The organism is Psychrobacillus sp. FSL K6-1464 (genome assembly GCF_038003145.1).
Classification (GTDB): domain Bacteria; phylum Bacillota; class Bacilli; order Bacillales_A; family Planococcaceae; genus Psychrobacillus; species Psychrobacillus psychrotolerans.
The window spans coordinates 60,231-81,780 of record NZ_JBBOOP010000001.1 but is presented as its reverse complement, the minus strand read 5'-3'; the positions used below and the strand labels follow the sequence as shown (position 1 = coordinate 81,780).

Annotated in this window: 20 protein-coding genes and 2 tRNA genes; 4 read left to right on the top strand and 18 right to left on the bottom strand. The window is 37.2% G+C overall.

Annotated elements, in window-relative coordinates:
- Positions 1 to 148: 148 nt before the first annotated feature.
- A complete protein-coding gene (gene cysK, locus MKX39_RS00385; RefSeq protein ID WP_340767873.1) occupies positions 149 to 1,072 on the bottom strand; it encodes a cysteine synthase A in 924 nt (307 codons plus the stop codon).
- A gap of 264 nt (positions 1,073 to 1,336) precedes the next feature.
- Between cysK and MKX39_RS00380 the strand changes: the two genes are divergently transcribed.
- Positions 1,337 to 2,137 carry an alpha/beta fold hydrolase gene (locus MKX39_RS00380; RefSeq protein ID WP_340767872.1) on the top strand — a complete coding sequence of 267 codons (801 nt, stop codon included), beginning with the start codon at positions 1,337 to 1,339 and terminating at the stop codon, positions 2,135 to 2,137.
- Between the two features lie 27 nt (positions 2,138 to 2,164).
- Positions 2,165 to 3,139, top strand: coding sequence for a sensor domain-containing diguanylate cyclase (locus tag MKX39_RS00375; protein ID WP_340767869.1), 975 nt, complete (start codon positions 2,165 to 2,167; stop codon positions 3,137 to 3,139).
- A 49-nt stretch (positions 3,140 to 3,188) separates the two neighbouring features.
- On the opposite strand, the gene MKX39_RS00370 is transcribed toward MKX39_RS00375, so the two are convergent.
- From MKX39_RS00370 to MKX39_RS00340, 7 genes are all read right to left on the bottom strand, one after another.
- Positions 3,189 to 4,109, bottom strand: coding sequence for a peptidyl-prolyl cis-trans isomerase (locus tag MKX39_RS00370; protein ID WP_340767867.1), 921 nt, complete (start codon positions 4,107 to 4,109; stop codon positions 3,189 to 3,191).
- Positions 4,093 to 4,974: an Hsp33 family molecular chaperone HslO gene (gene hslO / locus MKX39_RS00365; RefSeq protein ID WP_093538654.1), complete on the bottom strand. Its 882-nt coding sequence runs from the start codon at positions 4,972 to 4,974 to the stop codon at positions 4,093 to 4,095. Before hslO ends, MKX39_RS00370 begins: the two co-directional genes overlap by 17 nt.
- Positions 4,975 to 5,757, bottom strand: a complete 783-nt coding sequence (locus tag MKX39_RS00360; RefSeq protein WP_340767865.1) for a type III pantothenate kinase — start codon at positions 5,755 to 5,757, stop codon at positions 4,975 to 4,977. It lies immediately after the preceding gene.
- A gap of 114 nt (positions 5,758 to 5,871) precedes the next feature.
- A complete protein-coding gene (gene ftsH, locus MKX39_RS00355) occupies positions 5,872 to 7,872 on the bottom strand; it encodes an ATP-dependent zinc metalloprotease FtsH (protein WP_340761088.1) in 2,001 nt (666 codons plus the stop codon).
- A 97-nt stretch (positions 7,873 to 7,969) separates the two neighbouring features.
- Positions 7,970 to 8,512: a hypoxanthine phosphoribosyltransferase gene (gene hpt, locus MKX39_RS00350; RefSeq protein ID WP_093538651.1), complete on the bottom strand. Its 543-nt coding sequence runs from the start codon at positions 8,510 to 8,512 to the stop codon at positions 7,970 to 7,972.
- A 19-nt stretch (positions 8,513 to 8,531) separates the two neighbouring features.
- Positions 8,532 to 9,923 (bottom strand): tRNA lysidine(34) synthetase TilS, encoded by a 1,392-nt coding sequence (gene tilS, locus MKX39_RS00345; RefSeq protein ID WP_340767863.1) that lies wholly within the window; start codon positions 9,921 to 9,923, stop codon positions 8,532 to 8,534.
- 378 nt (positions 9,924 to 10,301) lie between these two features.
- Entirely contained in the window at positions 10,302 to 12,674 is a 2,373-nt protein-coding gene (locus MKX39_RS00340; RefSeq protein ID WP_340767862.1) for a SpoIIE family protein phosphatase, read from the bottom strand.
- Between the two features lie 226 nt (positions 12,675 to 12,900).
- Between MKX39_RS00340 and MKX39_RS00335 the strand changes: the two genes are divergently transcribed.
- Both MKX39_RS00335 and MKX39_RS00330 read left to right on the top strand, forming a co-directional pair.
- Positions 12,901 to 12,974: transfer RNA gene (locus tag MKX39_RS00335), tRNA-Met, on the top strand.
- A gap of 8 nt (positions 12,975 to 12,982) precedes the next feature.
- Positions 12,983 to 13,054, top strand: a tRNA-Glu gene (locus MKX39_RS00330).
- 113 nt (positions 13,055 to 13,167) lie between these two features.
- Here MKX39_RS00330 and MKX39_RS00325 read toward each other — a convergent pair.
- The 10 genes from MKX39_RS00325 to spoVT form a co-directional block, all read right to left on the bottom strand.
- Positions 13,168 to 13,617, bottom strand: a complete 450-nt coding sequence (locus MKX39_RS00325; protein WP_340767861.1) for a DinB family protein — start codon at positions 13,615 to 13,617, stop codon at positions 13,168 to 13,170.
- Between the two features lie 26 nt (positions 13,618 to 13,643).
- Positions 13,644 to 14,849: an EAL-associated domain-containing protein gene (locus MKX39_RS00320; RefSeq protein ID WP_340767860.1), complete on the bottom strand. Its 1,206-nt coding sequence runs from the start codon at positions 14,847 to 14,849 to the stop codon at positions 13,644 to 13,646.
- Positions 14,850 to 15,012: 163 nt separating this feature from the next.
- Complete coding sequence (locus MKX39_RS00315) at positions 15,013 to 15,447, bottom strand: S1 domain-containing RNA-binding protein (protein ID WP_093496479.1); 435 nt, start codon at positions 15,445 to 15,447, stop codon at positions 15,013 to 15,015.
- A gap of 139 nt (positions 15,448 to 15,586) precedes the next feature.
- Positions 15,587 to 15,982 (bottom strand): FtsB family cell division protein, encoded by a 396-nt coding sequence (locus tag MKX39_RS00310; RefSeq protein WP_093538646.1) that lies wholly within the window; start codon positions 15,980 to 15,982, stop codon positions 15,587 to 15,589.
- A gap of 19 nt (positions 15,983 to 16,001) precedes the next feature.
- Entirely contained in the window at positions 16,002 to 16,505 is a 504-nt protein-coding gene (gene yabQ / locus MKX39_RS22300) for a spore cortex biosynthesis protein YabQ (protein ID WP_340761082.1), read from the bottom strand.
- Entirely contained in the window at positions 16,502 to 16,804 is a 303-nt protein-coding gene (gene yabP, locus MKX39_RS00305; protein ID WP_093538644.1) for a sporulation protein YabP, read from the bottom strand. The genes yabQ and yabP overlap by 4 nt, the downstream gene beginning before the upstream one ends.
- A 750-nt stretch (positions 16,805 to 17,554) precedes the next feature.
- Entirely contained in the window at positions 17,555 to 17,845 is a 291-nt protein-coding gene (locus tag MKX39_RS00300; protein WP_093538643.1) for an RNA-binding S4 domain-containing protein, read from the bottom strand.
- Between the two features lie 4 nt (positions 17,846 to 17,849).
- Positions 17,850 to 19,310 carry a nucleoside triphosphate pyrophosphohydrolase gene (gene mazG / locus MKX39_RS00295; RefSeq protein WP_340767859.1) on the bottom strand — a complete coding sequence of 487 codons (1,461 nt, stop codon included), beginning with the start codon at positions 19,308 to 19,310 and terminating at the stop codon, positions 17,850 to 17,852.
- Between the two features lie 13 nt (positions 19,311 to 19,323).
- Entirely contained in the window at positions 19,324 to 20,934 is a 1,611-nt protein-coding gene (locus MKX39_RS00290; protein ID WP_340767858.1) for a putative polysaccharide biosynthesis protein, read from the bottom strand.
- Between the two features lie 79 nt (positions 20,935 to 21,013).
- Positions 21,014 to 21,550 (bottom strand): stage V sporulation protein T, encoded by a 537-nt coding sequence (spoVT, locus tag MKX39_RS00285; protein ID WP_340764319.1) that lies wholly within the window; start codon positions 21,548 to 21,550, stop codon positions 21,014 to 21,016.

The following is a 21,550-nucleotide window of genomic DNA, read 5'->3' as shown; positions in this document are numbered from 1 at the left end:
CCTATAAACGATTTGATTTCATCTTAACTTGAAACTACTCCTTTTCGCCACTAAGAAAATAATTGAAACTAATTTATAAAAATGAAATACAGAAAAAAAGAGGAAGCATTACCTGCTCCCTCTCTTCATATTTTCTATCTATTTGTTATTAATCTTCGAATTTGTATAAAGGTGTGCTTAAGTAACGCTCTCCATTATCCGGAACAATGGCTAATACCTTTTTCCCTTTTCCAAGTTCTTTAGCAAGTTGAAGGGCCGCATAAATTGCTGCACCTGCAGAAACTCCACCAAGAATACCTTCTAGTTTTGCTACTTCACGAGAAGTGGCATATGCATCGTCATTCGTTACTTGAATGATTGAGTCATAAAGCTTTGTATCCAGAACTTCTGGTATAAATCCTGCACCAATACCTTGAATTTTATGAGGGCCTGGTTTACCACCAGATAATATATTTGAATCAGTTGGCTCTACTGCAGCAATATGGATACCTGGGAAGTTTTCTTTTAACACTCCACCCGCGCCTGTAATTGTTCCACCAGTACCAATACCTGATACAAATCCATCTAATTGATCGAATGCCTCTACGATTTCAGGCCCAGTTGTTAAGCGATGGATTTCTGGATTTGCTCCATTATTGAATTGTTGGGGCATAAACCAACCATTTGCTTTTGCAAGCTCTTCCGCTTTTGCAATAGCACCCTTCATACCGTCAGCACCTGGAGTTAATACAAGGTCCGCTCCGTAAGCACGAAGTAGGTTTCTACGCTCTAAGCTCATAGTATCAGGCATAACTAATACAGCGTTATAGCCTTTTGCTGCCGCTATCATAGCAAGACCAATCCCTGTGTTACCACTTGTAGGCTCTATAATTGTGCCATTTTCTTTTAACTTACCTTCTTTTTCAGCAGCTTGAATCATCGCCATTGCGATACGATCCTTTACGCTACTCCCTGGATTAAAGTATTCAAGTTTTACATATACCTCAGCATCTTCAGGGTTTCCTACACGGTTTAATTTTACGATTGGTGTATTTCCGATCAAATCCAATACAGATTGCGCTAACTTCGTCATTTCTCCACTCCCAATCCCTACTTGTCTAATAGGTTTTATTTCTTAATCATACCAATGATTCAGTGAAAATGTCAATAAATTTACATTCAATATTTCTGAATATTCCATCATGCAAATTTATCCATATTATCATTTAAGCGATAGAATACTAAAAGTAACTCGTGTATAATTGATTATTTACAATGATTATACTTCGGAGAATTTTTTGTGCAAATGTCAACTTAAATTTAATGAAAACAAATCTAAGATGATCGGGGTTTTTTAATGAATAATATACTAGTTAGAAATAATGTGAAAATTTTAGGTGAAGGCGACCGTACTATTATATTCGCACATGGTTTTGGATGCGATCAAAATATGTGGAGATATATTACACCATTTTTTGAAAAAAATTATCAAATAATCTTGTTTGATCATGTAGGGTCAGGAAATTCAGATTTAACTGCGTATGATTTCGAAAAGTACAGCACACTTCATGGCTACGCTCAGGACGTTTTAGACATTCTGGAAGCACTCAAATTAAAGAATGTTATATTTATCGGACATTCGGTCAGTTCCATGATTGGCATGCTTGCATCTATTGAACGCCCTGAATACTTCAGTAAAATGATAATGATTGGACCTTCTCCTTGCTATATCAATGAGGGGGACATATATCATGGTGGGTTCGAAGAAAAGGATGTCCTAGAACTACTCACTATGATGGAAATGAATTATTTTAGTTGGGCTAGCTTTATGGCACCTCTCGGTATGAAAAACCCTGACGTTCCTGCACTAACAGAAGAACTTGAAAAGAGCTTTACTCGATCAAATCCTTTAATAACTAGACAATTTGCTGAGACTACGTTCTTTTCTGACCATCGTGCAGATTTAGATAAAGTAACAACACCTACGTTAATAATGCAATGTTCTGATGACAGTATCGTACCTCTAGTAGTAGGCAATTATTTACACGAGCATATGAAGAATAGTACGCTTTACTTAATGGAAGCTAAGGGGCATTACCCTCACCTTAGCCATCCCAAAGAAACGATTAGTTATATAAATAATTTTCTATTGACGTAAATATTTGAATTGGAAGGATGTACTTTGATGGATAAGAGATTGTATAGTTTGCCGTGTGGTTACATTTCCATGACCCCGCAAGGAATAATTTTAGATGTAAATAGAACATTCCTGCAGATGGGAAACTACACACAAGACAATTTAATCTCCCATCATATTGAGTCTATTATGTCCGTTGCCAATAAATTATTGTTCCACTCCTGTTTTTATCCTTTTATTCAACTAAATGGATATGTGGATGAAATATATTTAAACTTAAAAGGAAGTAATGGTACAGATATTCCAGTATTATTTAACGGGAAATATTATGAGGAAACTGATGTTGTAGATTGTATTTTTGTACATATGGGTAGACGAATAGATTATGAACAAGAAATACGTAAAGCTAAAATACTGGTAGAGGAAGCCTATCGCGAGAAAAATGTCGCTTTAGTAAAAATGGAAGAACTACATCTTGAGCTTGAACATAAGCAAATAGAATTACTAAAACTAAATAATAAGCTCGAGATACTTTCCATTACCGACGGACTTACAGGTTTAAAAAACCGCAGATGCTTCATTGAAAAACTAGATGAATACTTAGTGCAATATAAACAAACCAATTGCCTCTTTTCACTGTTAATATTAGATATTGATCATTTTAAATCGGTCAATGATACACATGGACATCTTGTAGGCGATGAGGTTTTAATCCAATTAGCTAATCTATTGGACGATTTTTTCCCAAAAGACTATACGATTGCTCGATATGGTGGTGAGGAATTCGTTGTTATTTTGCCTTTGAGAAATGAGGAAGAGTCTTTAAAAGAAGCAGAGCTATTAAGAAGTACCATTCAATTCGCGAAATGGAAGATTATGAAAATTACCGTGAGTATTGGTGTAGCGACTTGCAATCCTATGGATACTGCCTCTTCTATTATGGCACACGCAGATAAAGCACTCTATTCTTCTAAGGAACGCGGAAGGAATAAAGTGACACACGCTACTTTTCATATCATCTAAATTAGAAAAGACCATCTTTATTATAAAAGATGGTCTCTAAATATATGAATTACTCACTATAAACCCAATCTGCATCAAACTCTTTCCAAAAAGCTTCTTGTGTAACTGATTGTGGAATTTGATCAAGCGCCAGTTCTCTGCGAATATGATCTTGTACATCAGAATATGAAAACGATTTACCTTCAAATACACTCTTCACCATTGCTACAGCGAATCTTCCATCCGCTAATGTAATTGGTTTACTCCATTTACCTTTTTTCGTATTCTGAATTGCATCAATTAAAACTTTATCCACCGATTCATTTCCTTCGGATATATAACCGATATCTCCCCCTAGACTTGCCGAACTTGGATCAGCAGATCGTTCTCTAGCAAGTCCTTCAAAAGACGAACCATTTTCTAACTCTTTTGCAACTTTTTCGGCTTCAGCCTCTGTGCTTACATAAATGACACTTGTTCGATAAGATGTTGCAGTATTGTATAGATTTTTGTTATTGTCATAAAATGCTTTAATCGCCTCGTCCTCAATGACAATATCCTTGGCTAATACTTTTTCTAGAATTAAGCGAGAACGAATACTCTTTCTAACAAGGTCTTCATCATTGGTTTGTAGGGACACGCCGTCTTGCGTTGAACGTATTAATGCAAGTTCTAAATCCACTTCGTCATCCGTTACTTTAATCTTATATTTTTTAGCCGCAGCTTCCATAACTTCTGCATTCACAATATCTAACAAAACTTCTTTACCGTAGATAGACTCCATAGAAGCCATCCATTGTTCTTTCGTAATAACTTTTCCCGCTACGGACGCAACTTCTTCCGAATCATTAGATTTAGTCGTATCGTTTGGTATTAACCATGCGATGAACCACAGTAAATTACCTAGCAACAGGATACTTAGAACAACTAATACCGGTTTAGTTTTTAAGCGCTTTTTAGTAGGGGCATTATTATCATGCGTTAATTTCATCGATAAATGACTCCAATTCATCTACTGAATAATTGTATTTCTCCATACAGAAATGACAGTGTGCTTCGGCCCCTCCGTCTTCTTCGATCATTTCACGAATTTCCTTTTCACCTAGTGTGAAAATGGCCTTCCCGAATCTTTCTTTAGAGCAATTACAATCAAAAGAAACTGGTGCAGAATCTAAAATCCGAACATTATCTTTACCAAGAATTTCAAATAGTATTTCTTCTGGAGTTAAACCTCTTTCGATTAGTTTAGAAACAGGCTCCATCTTAGATAAATGCTCTTCAATAATTGTAATCGTTTCATCATCTGTTCCAGGTAGTAATTGTATTATAAATCCGCCAGCCGCCAGAATAGTGTTGTCTGGATTTACAAGAACGCCAAGTCCAACAGAAGAAGGAACTTGTTCAGAAACAGCAAAATAATAAGTGAAGTCTTCGCCAAGTTCACCCGATACAATTGGAACTTGTCCTGTAAAAAAGTCTCGCATGCCCAAATCTTTTACAATCGTAAGTGTACCCTCTGTTCCTACAGCACGACGAACATCTAATTTACCATGTTCGTTTAAATCGAAATGGGTTTGAGGATTAGTGACATAACCACGTACTTCACCTTTTGCATTACTATCAATAATCATTGGACCAATTGGACCATTTCCTTCTACTTTTACCGTTATTTTATCTTCACCTTTTAACATAGCACCCATCATTAGTGAAGCCGTCATCGATCTTCCAAGTGCAGCAGATGCGGTTGGCCAAGTCCCGTGACGTCTTTGTGCTTCTCCTACTGTGTCAGTTGTACGAACCGCAAAGGCACGTACACTCCCTTCAAACGCTATAGCTCTTACTAAATAATCACTCATCTATTTATTACCTCTTTCATCAATATTTCGTTGATATATTAAATATAAACCTTTCAACGTTAAGAATGGATCAATAACATCCATTATAGTCGTTTCGTCCCCTATTAAGGAAGCCATACCACCTGTAGCTATTACTTTAGGTGTTTTCTTTGATACTTGCTTCATACGGTTTACGATACCTTCCACTTGCCCTACATAACCGTACACGATTCCTGCTTGCATTGCAGCAACTGTATTTTTCCCAATGACATTTTCAGGCCTTGTCAACTCTATACGCGGAAGCTTACTAGCTCTATTAAATAGGGCATCTGTTGAGATACCTATACCCGGAGCAATGGCCCCACCCATATACTCTCCAAGTTCATTGATAAAACAATAGGTCGTAGCAGTTCCAAAATCTACAATGATTAGAGGACTTCCGTATTCATGAATAGCAGCTACCGCATTTACTATTCGATCGGCCCCGACTTCACGCGGATTTTCATATTTAATATTCAATCCCGTTTTGACTCCAGGACCAACCACAATGGGCTTAATGCTAAAATATTTTTTACACATAGCTTCTAAGGAAAACATAATAGGTGGAACAACAGAAGAGATTATGATGCCTTCTATTTGATCAAAAGAAATGGCGGCATGAGTAAATAATGCCTTCACCTGCATTCCATACTCATCTTCCGTTTTTAAACGATCTGTCTCCATACGCCAGTGATGTATCAGCTTATCGTTTTCGTAAACCCCTAACACAATATTAGTATTTCCTGTATCTAAAACAAGTATCATCTAGCTTATCCTCACCTTTTTGTTGCGTTTCCCACACATCATACCATATATATATACGAAGAAAAAAGCTGATTGCCTCGAGTTATAAGGAGGCAATCAGCTTATTCTTATCTATTAATCTCTACGTTCTTCTTGAACTGGGCTTTCTGTTTCTCTTAGTGAACCCTCTTCTTTTGGTAAATCACTAATAGATGGATCCGCAGGTGCACCTACTGCATCCGATACTTCTTCTTTCTTCAGCTCAATAGCAGCTTTTTGATCTATCTCATCATATGAGCGTTCAGGAAGGGTACCATGCTCTTGTAAATGCATTATTTGAGCAGCATCTAGTGTTTCTACCTCTAGTAACGTTTTTGCGATTAATGTTAATAATTCACGTTTTTCCGTTAATATTTGTTTCGTACGAGTATACTGATCTTTAATCATTATTTGCATTTCTTGATCTATTTCATAAGCAATTGCATCCGAATAGTTTTGTTCAGAGTTAAAATCACGACCTAAGAAGACGTTGCCTCCTTGTGCTTGACCGAATTGCATTGGTCCTAGCTTGTCACTCATCCCATATTCTGTAACCATTTTTCTAGCAATACCTGTTGCGCGTTGGAAGTCATTATGTGCTCCGGTAGAAACTTCACCGAAAATAATATCCTCTGCTACACGACCACCAAGCAAACCAGCAATCTTATCTAGTAATTCCGGTTTTGTCATGAAATAACGATCTTCTCTAGGAAGCATAACTGCATATCCACCTGCTTGACCACGAGGAACGATTGTTACTTTATGAACGATATCTGCATCATCTAAAGTTAAACCAACAACCACATGCCCTGCTTCATGGTATGCAACAATATTTCTTTCTTTTTCAGAAATGACTTTTCCAGCTTTTGCCGGACCTGCAATAACACGGTCAGTCGCTTCATCTATATCTCGCATATCGACTTTTTTCTTATCACGTCTAGCTGCTACTAAAGCTGCTTCGTTTAATAAGTTTTCTAAGTCTGCTCCAGAGAATCCTGGTGTACGCTGTGCAATCGCTTTTAAGTCAACTGATTCATCAAGTGGCTTATTACGAGCATGTACTTGAAGTACCGCCTCACGACCTTTAACGTCTGGACGACCTACAGTAATTTGACGGTCAAAACGACCTGGACGAAGAAGTGCTGGGTCTAATACGTCTGGTCTATTTGTTGCAGCAATGATAATAATACCTTCGTTTGCACCGAAACCATCCATTTCAACAAGTAGTTGGTTTAGTGTTTGCTCACGCTCATCGTGACCTCCACCAAGTCCAGCTCCACGTTGACGACCTACTGCATCAATCTCATCTATAAAGATAATACATGGTGCATTTTTCTTAGCGTTTTCAAACAAATCACGTACTCGGGAAGCCCCTACTCCAACAAACATTTCAACGAAATCCGATCCACTAATAGAGAAGAACGGCACGCCAGATTCACCCGCAACTGCACGAGCAAGTAATGTTTTACCAGTACCCGGAGGACCTACTAATAGAATCCCTTTAGGTATACGAGCTCCAATTTCCACGAATTTGCGTGGATCTTTTAAGAAATCTACTACTTCAACTAGTTCAGCTTTTTCTTCATCTGCACCAGCAACATCATTAAATCTAACTTTTTTCTTATCATTATCATATAACTTCGCTTTACTCTTACCGAAGTTCATCACACGGTTACCACCGCCTTGTGATTGGCTTAATAAGAAGAAGAATAAAATGATAATAATTAAGAACGGCAATAATCCAGTGAAGAATTGAACCCAACCACTTGTTTTAGGAGTTTCTTTATATTCTACAGGCACTGAATTGGATGTTGCCAATGTATAAATTTTAGTTTGTAAATCTTCGCTATTATATGGGAGAATCGCTAAATACTTTTCTCCTTTTTTATAGCCTTTCATTTCACCTTCAGCGTAATATACACCCGATTCAGGTTGTAATGTAACACTTGTTACTTCTCCTTTTTCCAGAGAAGTCATAAACTCGTTAAACTTAATATTTTTAGTAGTCGTATTGCTCGTGTTGAATGTAGCAAAAATCCCAACGATTACAAAGAATATTAATAAGTATAATATGGCGTAGCGCAATGCTCGATTCATTCCCAGCCTCCTCACAAGGTAAACAGAAAAACTAATGATTATCTTATCATACGAATTTTTGGACGTACAATGAAAAGCCTTTTAACTAGGCTTAAAACTAAAAACTGTAAACTTCTTTCTTCAATACACCTACATATGGTAAGTTACGATACTTTTCTGCATAATCTAATCCGTATCCAACCACAAATGCATCTGGAACTTCAAAGCCTACAAAGTCTGCTTTTAAGTCTACTTTTCTACCAGTTGGTTTGTCTAACAAAGTAACAATTTTAATCGATTTTGCTTTACGATATTTGAAAAGGTCCACTAAGTAACTTAATGTCATCCCGCTATCGATTATGTCTTCGATTATTAAAATATCTCTTCCTTCCACACTTGTGTTCAAATCTTTTACGATTTTAACCTCTCCAGAAGAAACTGTTGCATTGCCATAACTTGATACATCCATATAATCCATTTCAATGTATGTATCCACACGTTTCATCAAATCAGACATGAAAGGCATTGCACCTTTTAAAATTCCAATTGCTAGTGGGTATTGATCCTTGTACTCTTCAGTTAATAAGGCTCCCAATTCACGTGTTTTTTGATTGATTTGTTCCTCAGATAACAGAACTTCTAAAATATCCTTTTCTAACATCGTTAAATCCTCCTATGGCTTAATATCTCTTCACGTATAATACAAAATTTTGCGTAGTTCTATTCTTTTCAAGTTGCTGCCCGCAACGAAGACCTATTACAGCCATTATATCATTTTTAGCTGATATAAGTATTGGCCAACCCTCTCGTTTTTCACTCGAAATTTTTTCATCAATAAACAATCGTGAAACTTTTTTTGGAGTAGACATCCCTTTTAAATGTATTCGATCTCCTTCTATCCTCGTTCGTATAGAAAGAGGTAATGAATCACTATCCAATTGGATAAACCACTTTTCATCGGAAGGAATCTGCTCGTTTAAGTTTCTAGTCAAGTATATCGAATAACCAGTGCCAACTTCTACCCAGCAGTCTTCATCAATTATTTGACTTTGAATTGGTAGAGACTTTAGGGGAGCGGAGGAAAACTGAATTTGACTGTAATGACGTATGAGGGAAAAATCTTTTGGTAAATGAATCACTGTATTCCCATCCTGCTCATTACAAGCAGTTAAAATAGATTCAATTAAGCGATTATTTAATAGCGCACTAGAGCTATCATACAGATACTTTAATAGTATTAGAATCACTCTTCTTTGTAAAGCAACTGGAATTTCCCTAAACTGCTTTGAATCCATAAAAAAGCTCGATTTACTTTTAACTGTCACAAGCTGGTCAAACTTCTCTTTTGCAAGTGTCTGTAAAAAGTCGTCATCTTGTTGTTGTTTTTCTACGAACGTCCGGATACTATCGGCCACATGTAAATTTTCTTGACGCAAAAGAGGTACAACAGTATGGCGTAAACGATTTCTTGTATATGTATGTTTATCGTTACTGGGGTCATGTCTAAATGCTTGTTTTTGAAACTGAACATAATCCAAAATCTCATCCTTCGTTACACATAGGAATGGACGAATGATGCTACCGTTTGAAAAAGGTCTTGTTATCGGTATTCCTGTAAGAGAAGATGCCAACGTCCCTCTTACCAATGACATTATTATTGTTTCTATCTGGTCATCAGCATGGTGACCGAATACTAGCTTATCAAAATTTTCTTGTTTCATAACAGTATCAAAGTAAGCATACCTTTCTTCTCTGCATATCACCTGAACATTTCCACCTTCTGCCTCGACTCTAGAAGGCACTTCCAGTGTAGTACCATAAAAAGAAATGTCTAATCGAATAGCTAATTTTTCAACAAAGTGCATATCTTCTGCCGACTCTGCCCCTCGAAGCTGGTGATCCGTATGAACAATACCCAGCTGTAAATTATATAACTTCTTAAGTTCATGAAAGGTAAGCACTGCAGCAACCGAGTCTGCTCCTCCAGAACAAGCTAGAAGAAGACGATCACCCCTTTGTATTAGCTGGTACTTATCTATATATTTTTTTACTTTTAAAATGAAAGGATGCATTTTTCCACCTCTATTATTGGTCCCTCTCCTAATGAATACCCGACCTTACGGGTCCGCACGATGAGGGTTATGCAGTCTAGGACACGATGTGCATCCTAGACTACCCTTCCCTATAGGAGCTTTCGCTTTTCTTCTCTGTCTAGCTACAGCGCCTTGCCCTTCGGGTCACTTCAGAATTTCGAGAAAGGCAAGGTCGCCTTTCCACGAAATTCTTCCAGTGCCTGCCAGGGCAGACATAGGCGCTTTCGCTTTTCTATTCTGTCTAGCTACAGGTGCCAGCCTCTCGAGTCGCTTCAGACAAGCGGTTAAGGCAAAGTGCGCCTTTACCGTTTGTCTTCCAGCGCTGGTCGAGGCTTACGGGCACCTTTCGCTTTTCTATTAGTGTACCATTCTTTCTTGGTGTTTGGCTGTTTGGCGTGGTGTGAATAGGGACCATTCTGGTACTACATGCTCTACATGCATGAAAATAACTGTGCGGTCGTCTCCTGGTAGTGAGTAAGTTTGTTCTAACATTTTCACAAAGCGTTCTGCATTCATGGTTGGGTCTTGTAGTATTTTTTGATAATATTGCTCCTGTTTTTCGACAGTCGTGTTTCCTGAGAATACACCGTCTGATAGCATAACCAATACATCTCCGTCTTTTATGTCCATTTTTCTGGCTTCTATTGAGAAAGTAGGTAGGAATCCGAATGGGACATGTTTACTTTCTATTTTTCTCATTTCATTTCCGCGAATTAGATATGTCGACATACTTCCGGCCTTCCAAGACCACAATTCTCCTTTTTGCAGATCTATCAATGCAAGGTCTACAGTTGCATAGCTATCATTGTCATTTTGTAGACTCATCATGTAGTGCAGTGTATGCATGGTTGTTTCTGGATCCATTTTTTTATTTAAACACTCCCTCATGAACTGCATGACACGTCTACTTTCTCTATGCGCCTCTACATCATTCCCCATTCCATCTGATAAAATAACTGCCATCAATCCTGGATGCAATGGGAATACTGCATGGGCATCCCCCGAATAGATGGTGTTTTTACTTGATGATGTATACACATCATGTGTAAGTTGAAAACGAACAGACGATTTGCACGTTAATTGAATATGCTCGTATGGGTGATGGATTTCTTTCATAGCCGTAATTTCAAACGGTTCGTTCAACAGGTCATATAATAATGGAACAATTAAACGTTCCCCTACCATTTTTGCTCTTGCTTCAATTGGTAAACAACAAACAATCTCCATTTGTCCTATCTCAATATTCAACACATCTATTTGGAAGAAGGGAATATTTGCTTGTTGGAACTTTTCTTTAATCACTTCTTCATGAGAAGAATACATAGTTATATTGTTTTCTAAATTGCTCATCAATCCACTCATGTGATTGCCCATGTCTTTCAATTTGAGCGCAAACATCTTCTTTCCATGTTGTAATTCATACGTGAGCTGTTGTTTAGCTTCTTTTTCCTTCAGCTCATGCATCACTTGTATTGGTTTTACGCATTTATATTGAATTCTATTCTCTGTTTGCATTCTAGACTTTTTAGGTTGGTCTTCCCATTCCTTTATCAATACAGGCATACCATTGGATTTTTCTCCCCAACATTTTTCATATTGAAAGCATGAACGACAAATTGGGAGTGGCACTGTTTTTTCATCCTTTCTCAGCGCCTTCGAATCAAATTTCTCCGATATAAACCGAGTGATAAAGTCGACAAAATGCTGAAACTCTTGGAGCTGATGATTTACTTTTTCTGTCATCCACTTTTGTCTTCTTAAAAGAACACTTGTTGTATCAGGATACAATTGATCTTTCAATTGCTTAATCCACGCAGAAGGAACCATAAAGAATAATAGAGAGGCAATAACAAGTGATCCTATATATACAGAGTCTAAAGGTAAGGTGCGATCATATAATATAAAGAAAAATGTAGCACCGAGCATACTAAACGCTTGCCACAGTCTCCCAAAAGGCTTATGAAGTCCTGCCAAGAAGCCAGTTACCGCGTAGACAGCGATCATACCGCTAAAGCTAAGCTTCGAAATACTTAATATTGTTCCAGAAAGTACAGCTACTACCGTTGCCAGTTGGACTCCTCCGATTGCCGCTGATACCGCTATGACCAAATGAGCCGCCATTAACGGAATCGATACGTAACCAAATATATACGAAGACATTCCAGTCAAGACAAGTGCTCCTATAAGTAATGCAGCGCCCATTCTTTCTCCTGTCCACCTTTTGTGCAATAGGTCCGGAAAGGGAAGAAATAACTGAAACAAAAATATGGTCATAAATAGACTTAGTATGCCTTCATATCCAATGGCTAGCCAGATTGAAACTGGAATCTCTCCCCCATAAGAAACGAACTGCCACACAATTTGTATACATACGACATCTATTAGTACATATAAAGGTAGTGGGATCTTCCTAATAAATCGATTTTGATAAAACGGAAATAATAATGCCTGCATAGCGTGAATAATTACTTGTCCAAATCCGAGAGTAAAGCTTCCTAGAATAGCACCTGCAACTGTCCAAGGCACGAAACGTTGAAACCTCAGATTAACCAGTGCCCAAAGAGGAAGGAAAAATGGAACCGAGGCCTCGAACAATACAACTTGTGCTAGAAAAAATGATAGAAGTAGAAAAATGATAGAAAAGAAAAGCGTTACTCTCTTGGCTTTGAAACCCTCCATAATCTTTCTTATCGATATACCGCGTTTTTGTTCCTGTTCGTAAACCTTCAAAGCGAATACCTCCTATTCAACTATTGATGGAAGTATACCTAGTATTACTACAAAAAGTATGTCTGTTTCTGACGTGAACTTAAAATAACTTTTCGACTTCATCAGCTAATAAATTAAATGATTTGAATATTTGCAACAAACTTTCTTTTAATCTTTTTAAAATTCTCTTAAAGAAGCATTGACACTTTGGCAAAACGCTTGTAATATATAATTTGTTCGTTAAAACGGCGGCCTAGCTCAGCTGGCTAGAGCGTACGGTTCATACCCGTGAGGTCGGGGGTTCGATCCCCTCGGCCGCCATATTTTACGGCCCCTTGGTCAAGCGGTTAAGACACCGCCCTTTCACGGCGGTAACACGGGTTCGAATCCCGTAGGGGTCATCTCAAAAAGCAGTTCCTAAGAATTTTAGGAACTGCTTTTTTATGTTGAAAAGTATGCAATTTGTCGAAGTTCTTTAAAAAGATTCCTTTTAACCTTACAAATGCAAGACCCTTCATAGAGCCGAGATTTGTTTTCTATGGTGTGCATCATGCTCCAAAAAGTCTGTGAAATAACTACTAACAGTACACTCACTATTACCAATATAAAAAACTTTGTTCCAATCTATTTCATCAATTTGCTGAAGTTTTTGGATAATTTTTTGACGTTGTTTTTTGGCATAAGAAAGGGTTTCTTTAAATGTTTGTTCATGAGCAAGGGCTGCGGCTTTTGCGTTAAATGCTTCAAAATCAGGATACCCTTCAAACCTTTCCCCTTCTTTCATATTTGGTAGGCGCTGTTCCACAGTAAATCGGTCCCATTCTGCAAGATGCATCACTATTTCATTTGGGGACCATTTTCCGTTCGCATATGGTGCAGTTGCTCTTATTTCGTCTAATATATATAAAGAATCCAGCCAATTGATATATTCATTATAAGATTTTAATAGTTCCTCTTTCGTCACAAGCTTAGCCCCCATTATTTATGAGTTTACCTAAAAATATTATATTTAAATAAATAGTCGTATGAGATATCAATAAACAAATATTCCCTATCGTTAAGTGGAATGGAGAATGTACGCATCATTTCTCCTGTTTCAATGTCGCTATACATGTCCGAAAATACACCACTTTGGTCATTACGCATTTTTATAATTGTTTTTAAGAAGTATGGACGCCAACTCCAATTTTTGTTGACAGCATCCTCTTGCACTGTCCACTTTTTGTCGACTTGCATAATATTAGGGGATAGTTGAAATCCATCTTCATTACAAATATATATTCGGAATGAGCAATCATTTAACTCTTCTGCAAGTAATAAAAGCTGCTCTATATTGTCACTAGTTGGATTTATATGTCCAATTGCTGTTTCTAACATATTCTGCAAATTTTTTAATTCATTATATTTCTCTTCAAGTAATCGCTTTTCTGTTGTTATAAATTGCTGAAACTTTTCTTTAAAATGATCTTTTAACAATTCTCTTGAAACTGTATCTGCTTGAGCTGTTGCTAGATATTTCCCCTGATAATATCGTCCGCCATTTTTCCAAGCAAATTGAAGTTGATGTACACTATCGATCCCTTCAAACAGCATATTAGCCCCTATCTTCCGAGCAAGCGATCCTAAGGATGTAAATAAGTCATTTTGCGCACTCCAAGACTCATAACTCAATTTTTCTATATTTACTTTTAATATATTTGGTGACAACATTTTTATATAATCTATATGACTTTCCGAACCTACCTGATTTATAGCTATCTTTATACCGTAAGTACGGTAATATTTCAGTATATTACTAAGTTTACCAAAATCACCTTTATAATCATGCTCTGAAAGGACTAGTACAATTCTTGAAAGAGAGTCTTCTGAGACAAACTCATTAATAATATCTAAGTAACTCTCTCCATAGTCTAGTATTAGTAAATTCGCGTTGCACGGCAAGTATATATCATAGTCATTAGTCTTTTCCATTAACTCTGATAGAGCTAAGCGCAATATTTTACGTTCAACTTCTAATCGATACTCTACCGGAATATCCTCATCATATGCAAAGGTATTTAAATTTATAAGCTGCTCTTTGTTGACTAACTTCCCTAATACTTCATACGCAATTACAATATGTTCGTCCGCACTAAAAATTGGTTGATAATATGCTTTAACATGTTCTATATTCGTTAGTACATCCATTGCATCCATCTAATAACCTCCTTGAAAGTTCAAACATATCTATGTTTTTAATGTTACCTTACTTTAAGGATATGCTTAATCTTCTATTTTGTGTACAAAAAAAAGGTGTTAGCATAGCCCAACACCTTTTCATCTATATGACATTTTTTCTACCTATAAAACAGACAGCAAATTATCCTCTTTTAGCGCCTCTGCCACCGCGCTTAGATTCTGTCGCGCGCTTCAACGTAGACAAACGATCTTCGCTATCCTTCAAGAATCTAGTCATTTTTTGCTCAAAATTCTCTTTCATTGGACGATCGCGATCATTTGGACGATTATTACCACCACGTGGACGTTGAGGACGTTCGGGTCTCTCTGGTCTTTCCGCTTGAGGCTTTGCTTTTCGAATAGATAATCCGATTTTGCCATCCGCTTCAACATTCATCACTTTAACTTCAACCACATCTCCAACCTTCAGATGCTCATTAATATCTTTTACATAATTGTCCGCCACTTCACTAATGTGAACAAGACCTGTTGAGCCTCCTGGTAGTTCGACGAATGCTCCGAAATTTGTGATTCCTGTTACTTTACCTTCTACCTTGCTGCCTACTTCAATTGACATAAAAAAAATGCTCCTCCTTAAAATTTAAGCGACTCTTTTTTCGAACTTATACGCTTTTCCGTACAAATCCCTACCTTTATTATAGCTAACAAAAAAAGAGTGTCAATAAGACTACTCTTTTGCTTTTGTTTTTTTAAAGTTATTTTTCTTCTTTTCCAGGCAAAGTGAATATTATTTCACCCTCCTCAGAAAGGAAATATTGCTTTCTTAATAGTTTGCCAATGTACTCATCATCGTTAAGTTTTGAAATTTGCACTTTAAGAATTTCTTGCTCTTCCTTAACTTGTTCCAACTCCTGAGCCACTTGCTCTTTTTGTAATTGTTTTTCTTCATATGCACTTTTGCTATTCAATAGGGTAGATACTAATAATCCAACTAAAGCAAAAGATAAAATTGTAAATAATACTAATCGTCTAGCTAAACGAACCTTTTTTGCTTTGATCCGATTTTCTTGGCGTTCGATAGAGCGAACATAATCAGTATTAATCGATGCAATTTGTTTCCGTGTAGGTATGTTTCTTTGCTTCTCTCCCATTTTGCTCTCTCCTATCAAACTATTTCAATTTTTTTGTGTACTTTCTATTATAACGGAAGTTTGGCTTTTTCTGAAGGGCCAAATGCCACGTTTTTCGAAATATATATTGAAATGGTTTTAAGATGAAGGAGATGAGCATCCAAATAAGATGAATAACTTTATTAATAACTATCCAAATGAAATGAATTATCCACCAAATTGGTTGGAAGATCAAACGCAAGATAATTCTACCTGTTAAACGAAACACTGGCTGAAATAATTGATCGTATAAGAGAATACCTACTATTTGTGCTAATGGGTCGTAAATTCTCCATACGCCATCCCGCACATCAAAAAGTATATAAAATGAGCCTAAACCCAGTGCGATCCAAACAAATACCTCCAGCACTACACGATATTTATAAACGTAGGAACGCCTCGGGAAACTTTCCGTTATAAAGCGCGTTCCTTCGATTATTGCCCCTACCAATACCCCACTACAGACCATTAGTAATAGACTAAAGAATTGTAATGAGAGTGTCATCCGAATAATTTATGAAGTAATCCTCTAGCTCCGTCTAAACTTTGCTCATCATCATATTGCATTGCTCGAACGATTCCTTCCAAAGTTAATAATCCTTTATCAACATCAAGATGGACAATTTTTAAGTCTTCTCCTTTGATGTGAAGTATACCTTGAGAAGTTCTCACATAAAATTCTTGTTGATCAAATTTTTCAATAGATTTTACAGACGTTAAGTCCATGCGCTTACGATTTCTAAGCGAAATCAAATGGTCCCCCGATGGAATAGTAATTGTTTGATTTTCTGCTTGATATTGCATATATACTCTCTCCTCTCTTGTCCTATTTTATTGTATGCTCCAAAAAAAAAAGCATGACAAACTACCATGCTTTTTTTCACAAGAAACTATTTAATTTCTATTTGGTACTTCTCTAGATTCTAGAGTACCTGAATACTAAAAAATTAGATCTACGGAATAATAATACTACTGATTTCCGTTACAGGTGGAGTTCAAAGGCTAAGAGCGCCACTCGTGTGGCAACGCCTTCGTGACCAACATCCTGTTGGCCTCCGAGGGGTGAGCGATGAGCTATCACCGTCGCTAACGCGTCGTTTTGATATCTCATCTGACTCACTCATCCCGCCGGAGTCGCCACCTTTCACTACAATCAATTATGTGAGTAGTACGTTACTATAAAATTAGAGATACTATTTCATCATGAAGGATGAAGAAAGTAGATTTTCTATTATCTAGTGGAAATCTAGAGAAATGGTAAGTATATAGCCAATAGAGAAGCGAAGTAACTCGCGAAATTGTATCTTCATGAGCTTCCTCTTTAAGTAGGAAAGTATTTTATCTCTAGTTATCTCAAAATGCACTAACCTGTTTCTAAGAGTTATAGAAGGATGGCGGACAGACAAAAGCCATAAAATTTTCGATAGAAAAAGAGGTGGTTGTGACTTCTGTCACAACCACCTCTTTAAAAATTCACTCGGTAATAATGAAGCGACCCGCCAGTCCAAAGCCATTCGAATACTACAGAAACAGTTTTAGACGTAAAATATCTAACTAATCTTCATCATCAATAAATTCTGGATCTACTTTTTCTAATCTCTCTTCTTTTATAATTGTAAACATCAATGATGCCTCTTCTTTTTTCGCAGAATCTCTAACCGCATCTACCGTTGCAGTTACTACTTTTTGACCAAATCTAATGGACAATTCATCCCCAGCTTTTACATCTGCGCTTGCTTTTGCTACTTTGCCATTAATCGTTATTCTACCTTGGTCCGCTACTTCTTTTGCTAATGTTCTACGCTTGATAAGTCTGGAAACCTTTAAGTATTTATCTAATCTCATTTCGTCACTGCCCCTCTAATTTTTTAGCTTCTTTCCAAAAGAGATCTAGCTCTTCTAAAGTATAGTGAGAAAAGTCTCCTTTTCCACTCTTCACACTTCTCTCTATAAATTGGAATCTGCTTTTAAACTTTTTATTAGCCTGAATCATTGCCTGCTCGGGAGATAAACTATAAAAACGCGCTAAATTTACAATAGTAAATAGCAAATCACCTAATTCATCTACTTGTGAATCTTTTGTACCCTCCGCTAATTCTTTCTTCCATTCGCCGAGCTCTTCCTCAAACTTTTCCCAAGCCCCTGAAACGTCTGGCCAGTCAAAACCAACCTTCGCAACTTTCTTTTGATAATTAAAAGAAGTAAGCAAGGAAGAGTCCGCTCGCATTTCTCCTTCTAATAAAGAATCACCAGAATCTCTTTTTTCTTCTGCCTTTATTTGTTGCCAATTACGGAGAACGTCTTCAGTGCTATCTACTGTTACTTCACCAAATACATGAGGGTGTCTACGAATCATTTTGTCAGAAATAGCGTTTAATACGTCTTCCATACTAAAATATCCGTTATCTTCTCCTATTTGTGCATGTAAAAACACTTGTAACAGAACGTCGCCTAATTCTTCTACAATATGATCATCGTCTTCCTCGTCAATCGCCTGTAGAAGCTCATACACCTCTTCTACAGCGTATTTCTTTAAGGTTGTATGTGTTTGTTCCTTATCCCACGGACACCCGTTAGGACCCCTTAGTTCAGAAACAATTTGACGAAGTGTTTGCCACTCTTTTAAGCGATCTTCTTTTTTATAGATTGGCGGAACGTATAATGTAGTAAGATTATCTAACTTCATCACTCGGTCCAGTTCAAATAAGGGGACCTTCGTTAAACTTTCTGTAGCAGTCCCTGCAGCAGTTACAATCGTTACCTCATAGTCGTCAGGATACTTTTCCATTAGAGTTAGCTTTACTTCGGAAGCACTAAATGCATCATATACTTGTCCAATTAGCACATGTGCATTCATTTGAACTTCATCACGCTTAAAGCTTGTTCCGTCTAGTAATTGAAACCCTTCAATGGGATCAATCCGTAAAGCGCCAAAAATGGGGTCTAGAAAACTTTGTCCACCTTCTATACGGATTTTAATTTTCCCTTGTTTTTCCGCTTCAATTAAGAGCTGAACTGTTTGTTCGGCAACTAATGGATGTCCAGGTACTGCATATATAACTGATTGCTCTTGTGCCAATTCTAGAAGCCGTTTTACAATTTCTTCATAGACACCTTCGAATTGATCATTATTTTCGTACACTGTATCGAAACTAGTGAAGGAAAGTCCTTCTGCTTTTAGCTCTTCTAAAACTGGGTGCTGCTCCGTCCGAACATACAAGTACTCGGCCGTTTTTAACTTTTTATATATACCTAATGGCAGCTGATCTAGGTCACCCGCTCCAAGACCAATAATCGTAATTTCATTCATATTACTCACAACCTTACTTTTCTTTATTTAACCAAAGCTGAAAAGTCGCCATTCGTCTACCAAATGGCAATAAAAACCACTCTTTCTCTGCTATCACACGATCTTTTGCTATACTTACTAAAAAAATTGCCGCACCCAACATAACTGCAGTTAACGAAATGACAACCGATTGTATTCTACTAGAAAGATTATCAAATAACACGGCATCAGCCAATACTACATAAACAACAACACACACGATCATTAATAGGGAGGCTTTTGTAATCCCTTTATAGAAAACTGCAGGAGCAAATTGGACATTCCAAGTCTTTTTAAAATAATAACACATCAACACATAGATAATCGCTAAACTTACATTACCTGAGATAGCTGCTCCTAATACTCCATAAGTGGGGACCAGCAAACTATTTAACAACCACTTACACAAAACTCCAAGCAGCAAGAAAAACGTAGGTATCTTCACCATTCCACTGCCCTGTAACATTGCCATTAATGTAAGTATTAAAGACATCCATACAATTTGAAAAGAAAAAACCATTAACGTCATAGATTCCTCTTTTGTTTGAAATAGCATCTCATTTACATATGGAAGAACAACAATTAGCCCTAGAGCTGCCGCAATTCCAAAAGTAAATGCTACTCGGTATGTTAGTTGCATGAAAGGCACTGCTGTTCTTCCCGAGTTTTTACCCATCCGGTGCGCTACCAGAGGAACGATTGCTAAAGAAAGCGTAGATGCTATGACAATACCTAATTGGACAAGTGGTTGTCCTCGGTCATAGACGCCTTTTTTCTCCATTGCCTGTTGTCTTTCCATACCACTTTCCATCAGGACTTGAAAGACTGTAAATGAATCGACTAGCTGAAACAGTAAGAATAATAGTGCACTTATACTAGCACTTAAGCTCAGTAGCGTTAAGTTCTTTATAATTGGCCACACAGGTACATTTTGTTGAGCCTTTTCAGTCTTTGTATGTTTCATCGATTTCCAATAAATAAAGGATAGTAGTACGACGCCAGCTAATTCACCTGCCACTGCACCATACATAGCCATACTTCCCGCCTTATATAGATCAAAACTTGTAGACACGATAATCCAAGTACCAAATAATATGACAAAAACGCGCACTGCCTGTTCCAACACCTGTGCATAAGCCACTGGCTGCATGCGCCCATCCGATTGAAAATCCCCTTTTAATACAGCAAGCATGGGCATTAGTAAAATGACGAAAGAACCAGCTTTTAATAACTGCGCAAGATTTGCATCACCCATAGCTTCAGCTAAGAATCCAGCTCCCATAAACAATAAAATAAAAAATAAAATAGAAATAAATCCGATATAATAAAAAGTAATTTTTTTTATCCTTGGAATAGCATACTCTTTTCCAAGCGCTTTATAATCCGATAGTATTTTAGACAGCGCAACTGCGAAACCAAACGATGTCCAAGTAGTGATAATGCCAATGAATGGATACACTTGTTGGTATATATAAAATCCTTCATCACCTACTAAATTTTGAAAAGGCACCCGATAAACCGCACTTAGTAACTTGACGATAATAGCAGCAATCGTCAGCATAGCTGCACCCTTCATATAAGTTTTCATATTCCAGTCATTACTCATAACCAATCCTACTCCCATAATACGATAGGAATAGTATAACAAAAAAAATCTTCCTCTTTTGTAGAAGAGGAAGATTTTATTAACTTTCCATTTGTTTTGCCAAAAAGTTTGCTGCAGTTTCAATTGCTTTTAGTTCAGCTTCGCCTATAAAATGTACTTTTGAAATAATGAGTACAGCTCCAATTGGATCTCCCGAAGCAATAATAGGGGCAATACAATATGATTTTACAGTTTCAACTACTCCAGGAATCCACTCAACTGAGTTTTCATGTTTCTCCATTACGATGGAGCGCAGACCTATAATGTCTTCAATCCCAGGACTTAACCTACGATTCAAATAATCCTTCTTTGAGAGTCCCGCTGCTGCAATCATTTCGTCACGGTCACATATTAATACCGGAGTACCTAAAGTTTCATATAAGGTTTCCGCGTATTCTTTCGCAAAATCTCCAAGCTCACTAATAGGTGAATATTTTTTTAAGATTATTTCTCCTTCTCTATCCGTGAAAATTTCCAATGGATCTCCTTCTCGGATTCGAAGGGTTCGACGTATCTCTTTGGGAATTACTACTCTACCTAAATCATCAATACGACGTACGATGCCTGTTGCTTTCAT

Bases quoted from the DNA above. Each gene is read 5' to 3' on its own strand.
- cysK (WP_340767873.1), bottom strand. From the start codon at position 1,072: ATGACGAAGTTAGCGCAATCTGTATTGGATTTGATCGGAAATACACCA.
- MKX39_RS00380 (WP_340767872.1), top strand. From the start codon at position 1,337: ATGAATAATATACTAGTTAGAAATAATGTGAAAATTTTAGGTGAAGGC.
- MKX39_RS00375 (WP_340767869.1), top strand. From the start codon at position 2,165: ATGGATAAGAGATTGTATAGTTTGCCGTGTGGTTACATTTCCATGACC.
- MKX39_RS00370 (WP_340767867.1), bottom strand. From the start codon at position 4,109: ATGAAATTAACGCATGATAATAATGCCCCTACTAAAAAGCGCTTAAAA.
- hslO (WP_093538654.1), bottom strand. From the start codon at position 4,974: ATGAGTGATTATTTAGTAAGAGCTATAGCGTTTGAAGGGAGTGTACGT.
- MKX39_RS00360 (WP_340767865.1), bottom strand. From the start codon at position 5,757: ATGATACTTGTTTTAGATACAGGAAATACTAATATTGTGTTAGGGGTT.
- ftsH (WP_340761088.1), bottom strand. From the start codon at position 7,872: ATGAATCGAGCATTGCGCTACGCCATATTATACTTATTAATATTCTTT.
- hpt (WP_093538651.1), bottom strand. From the start codon at position 8,512: ATGTTAGAAAAGGATATTTTAGAAGTTCTGTTATCTGAGGAACAAATC.
- tilS (WP_340767863.1), bottom strand. From the start codon at position 9,923: ATGCATCCTTTCATTTTAAAAGTAAAAAAATATATAGATAAGTACCAG.
- MKX39_RS00320 (WP_340767860.1), bottom strand. From the start codon at position 14,849: ATGGATGCAATGGATGTACTAACGAATATAGAACATGTTAAAGCATAT.
- MKX39_RS00315 (WP_093496479.1), bottom strand. From the start codon at position 15,447: ATGTCAATTGAAGTAGGCAGCAAGGTAGAAGGTAAAGTAACAGGAATC.
- MKX39_RS00310 (WP_093538646.1), bottom strand. From the start codon at position 15,982: ATGGGAGAGAAGCAAAGAAACATACCTACACGGAAACAAATTGCATCG.
- yabQ (WP_340761082.1), bottom strand. From the start codon at position 16,505: ATGACACTCTCATTACAATTCTTTAGTCTATTACTAATGGTCTGTAGT.
- yabP (WP_093538644.1), bottom strand. From the start codon at position 16,804: ATGCAATATCAAGCAGAAAATCAAACAATTACTATTCCATCGGGGGAC.
- MKX39_RS00300 (WP_093538643.1), bottom strand. From the start codon at position 17,845: ATGAGATTAGATAAATACTTAAAGGTTTCCAGACTTATCAAGCGTAGA.
- mazG (WP_340767859.1), bottom strand. From the start codon at position 19,310: ATGAATGAAATTACGATTATTGGTCTTGGAGCGGGTGACCTAGATCAG.
- MKX39_RS00290 (WP_340767858.1), bottom strand. From the start codon at position 20,934: ATGAGTAATGACTGGAATATGAAAACTTATATGAAGGGTGCAGCTATG.
- spoVT (WP_340764319.1), bottom strand. From the start codon at position 21,550: ATGAAAGCAACAGGCATCGTACGTCGTATTGATGATTTAGGTAGAGTA.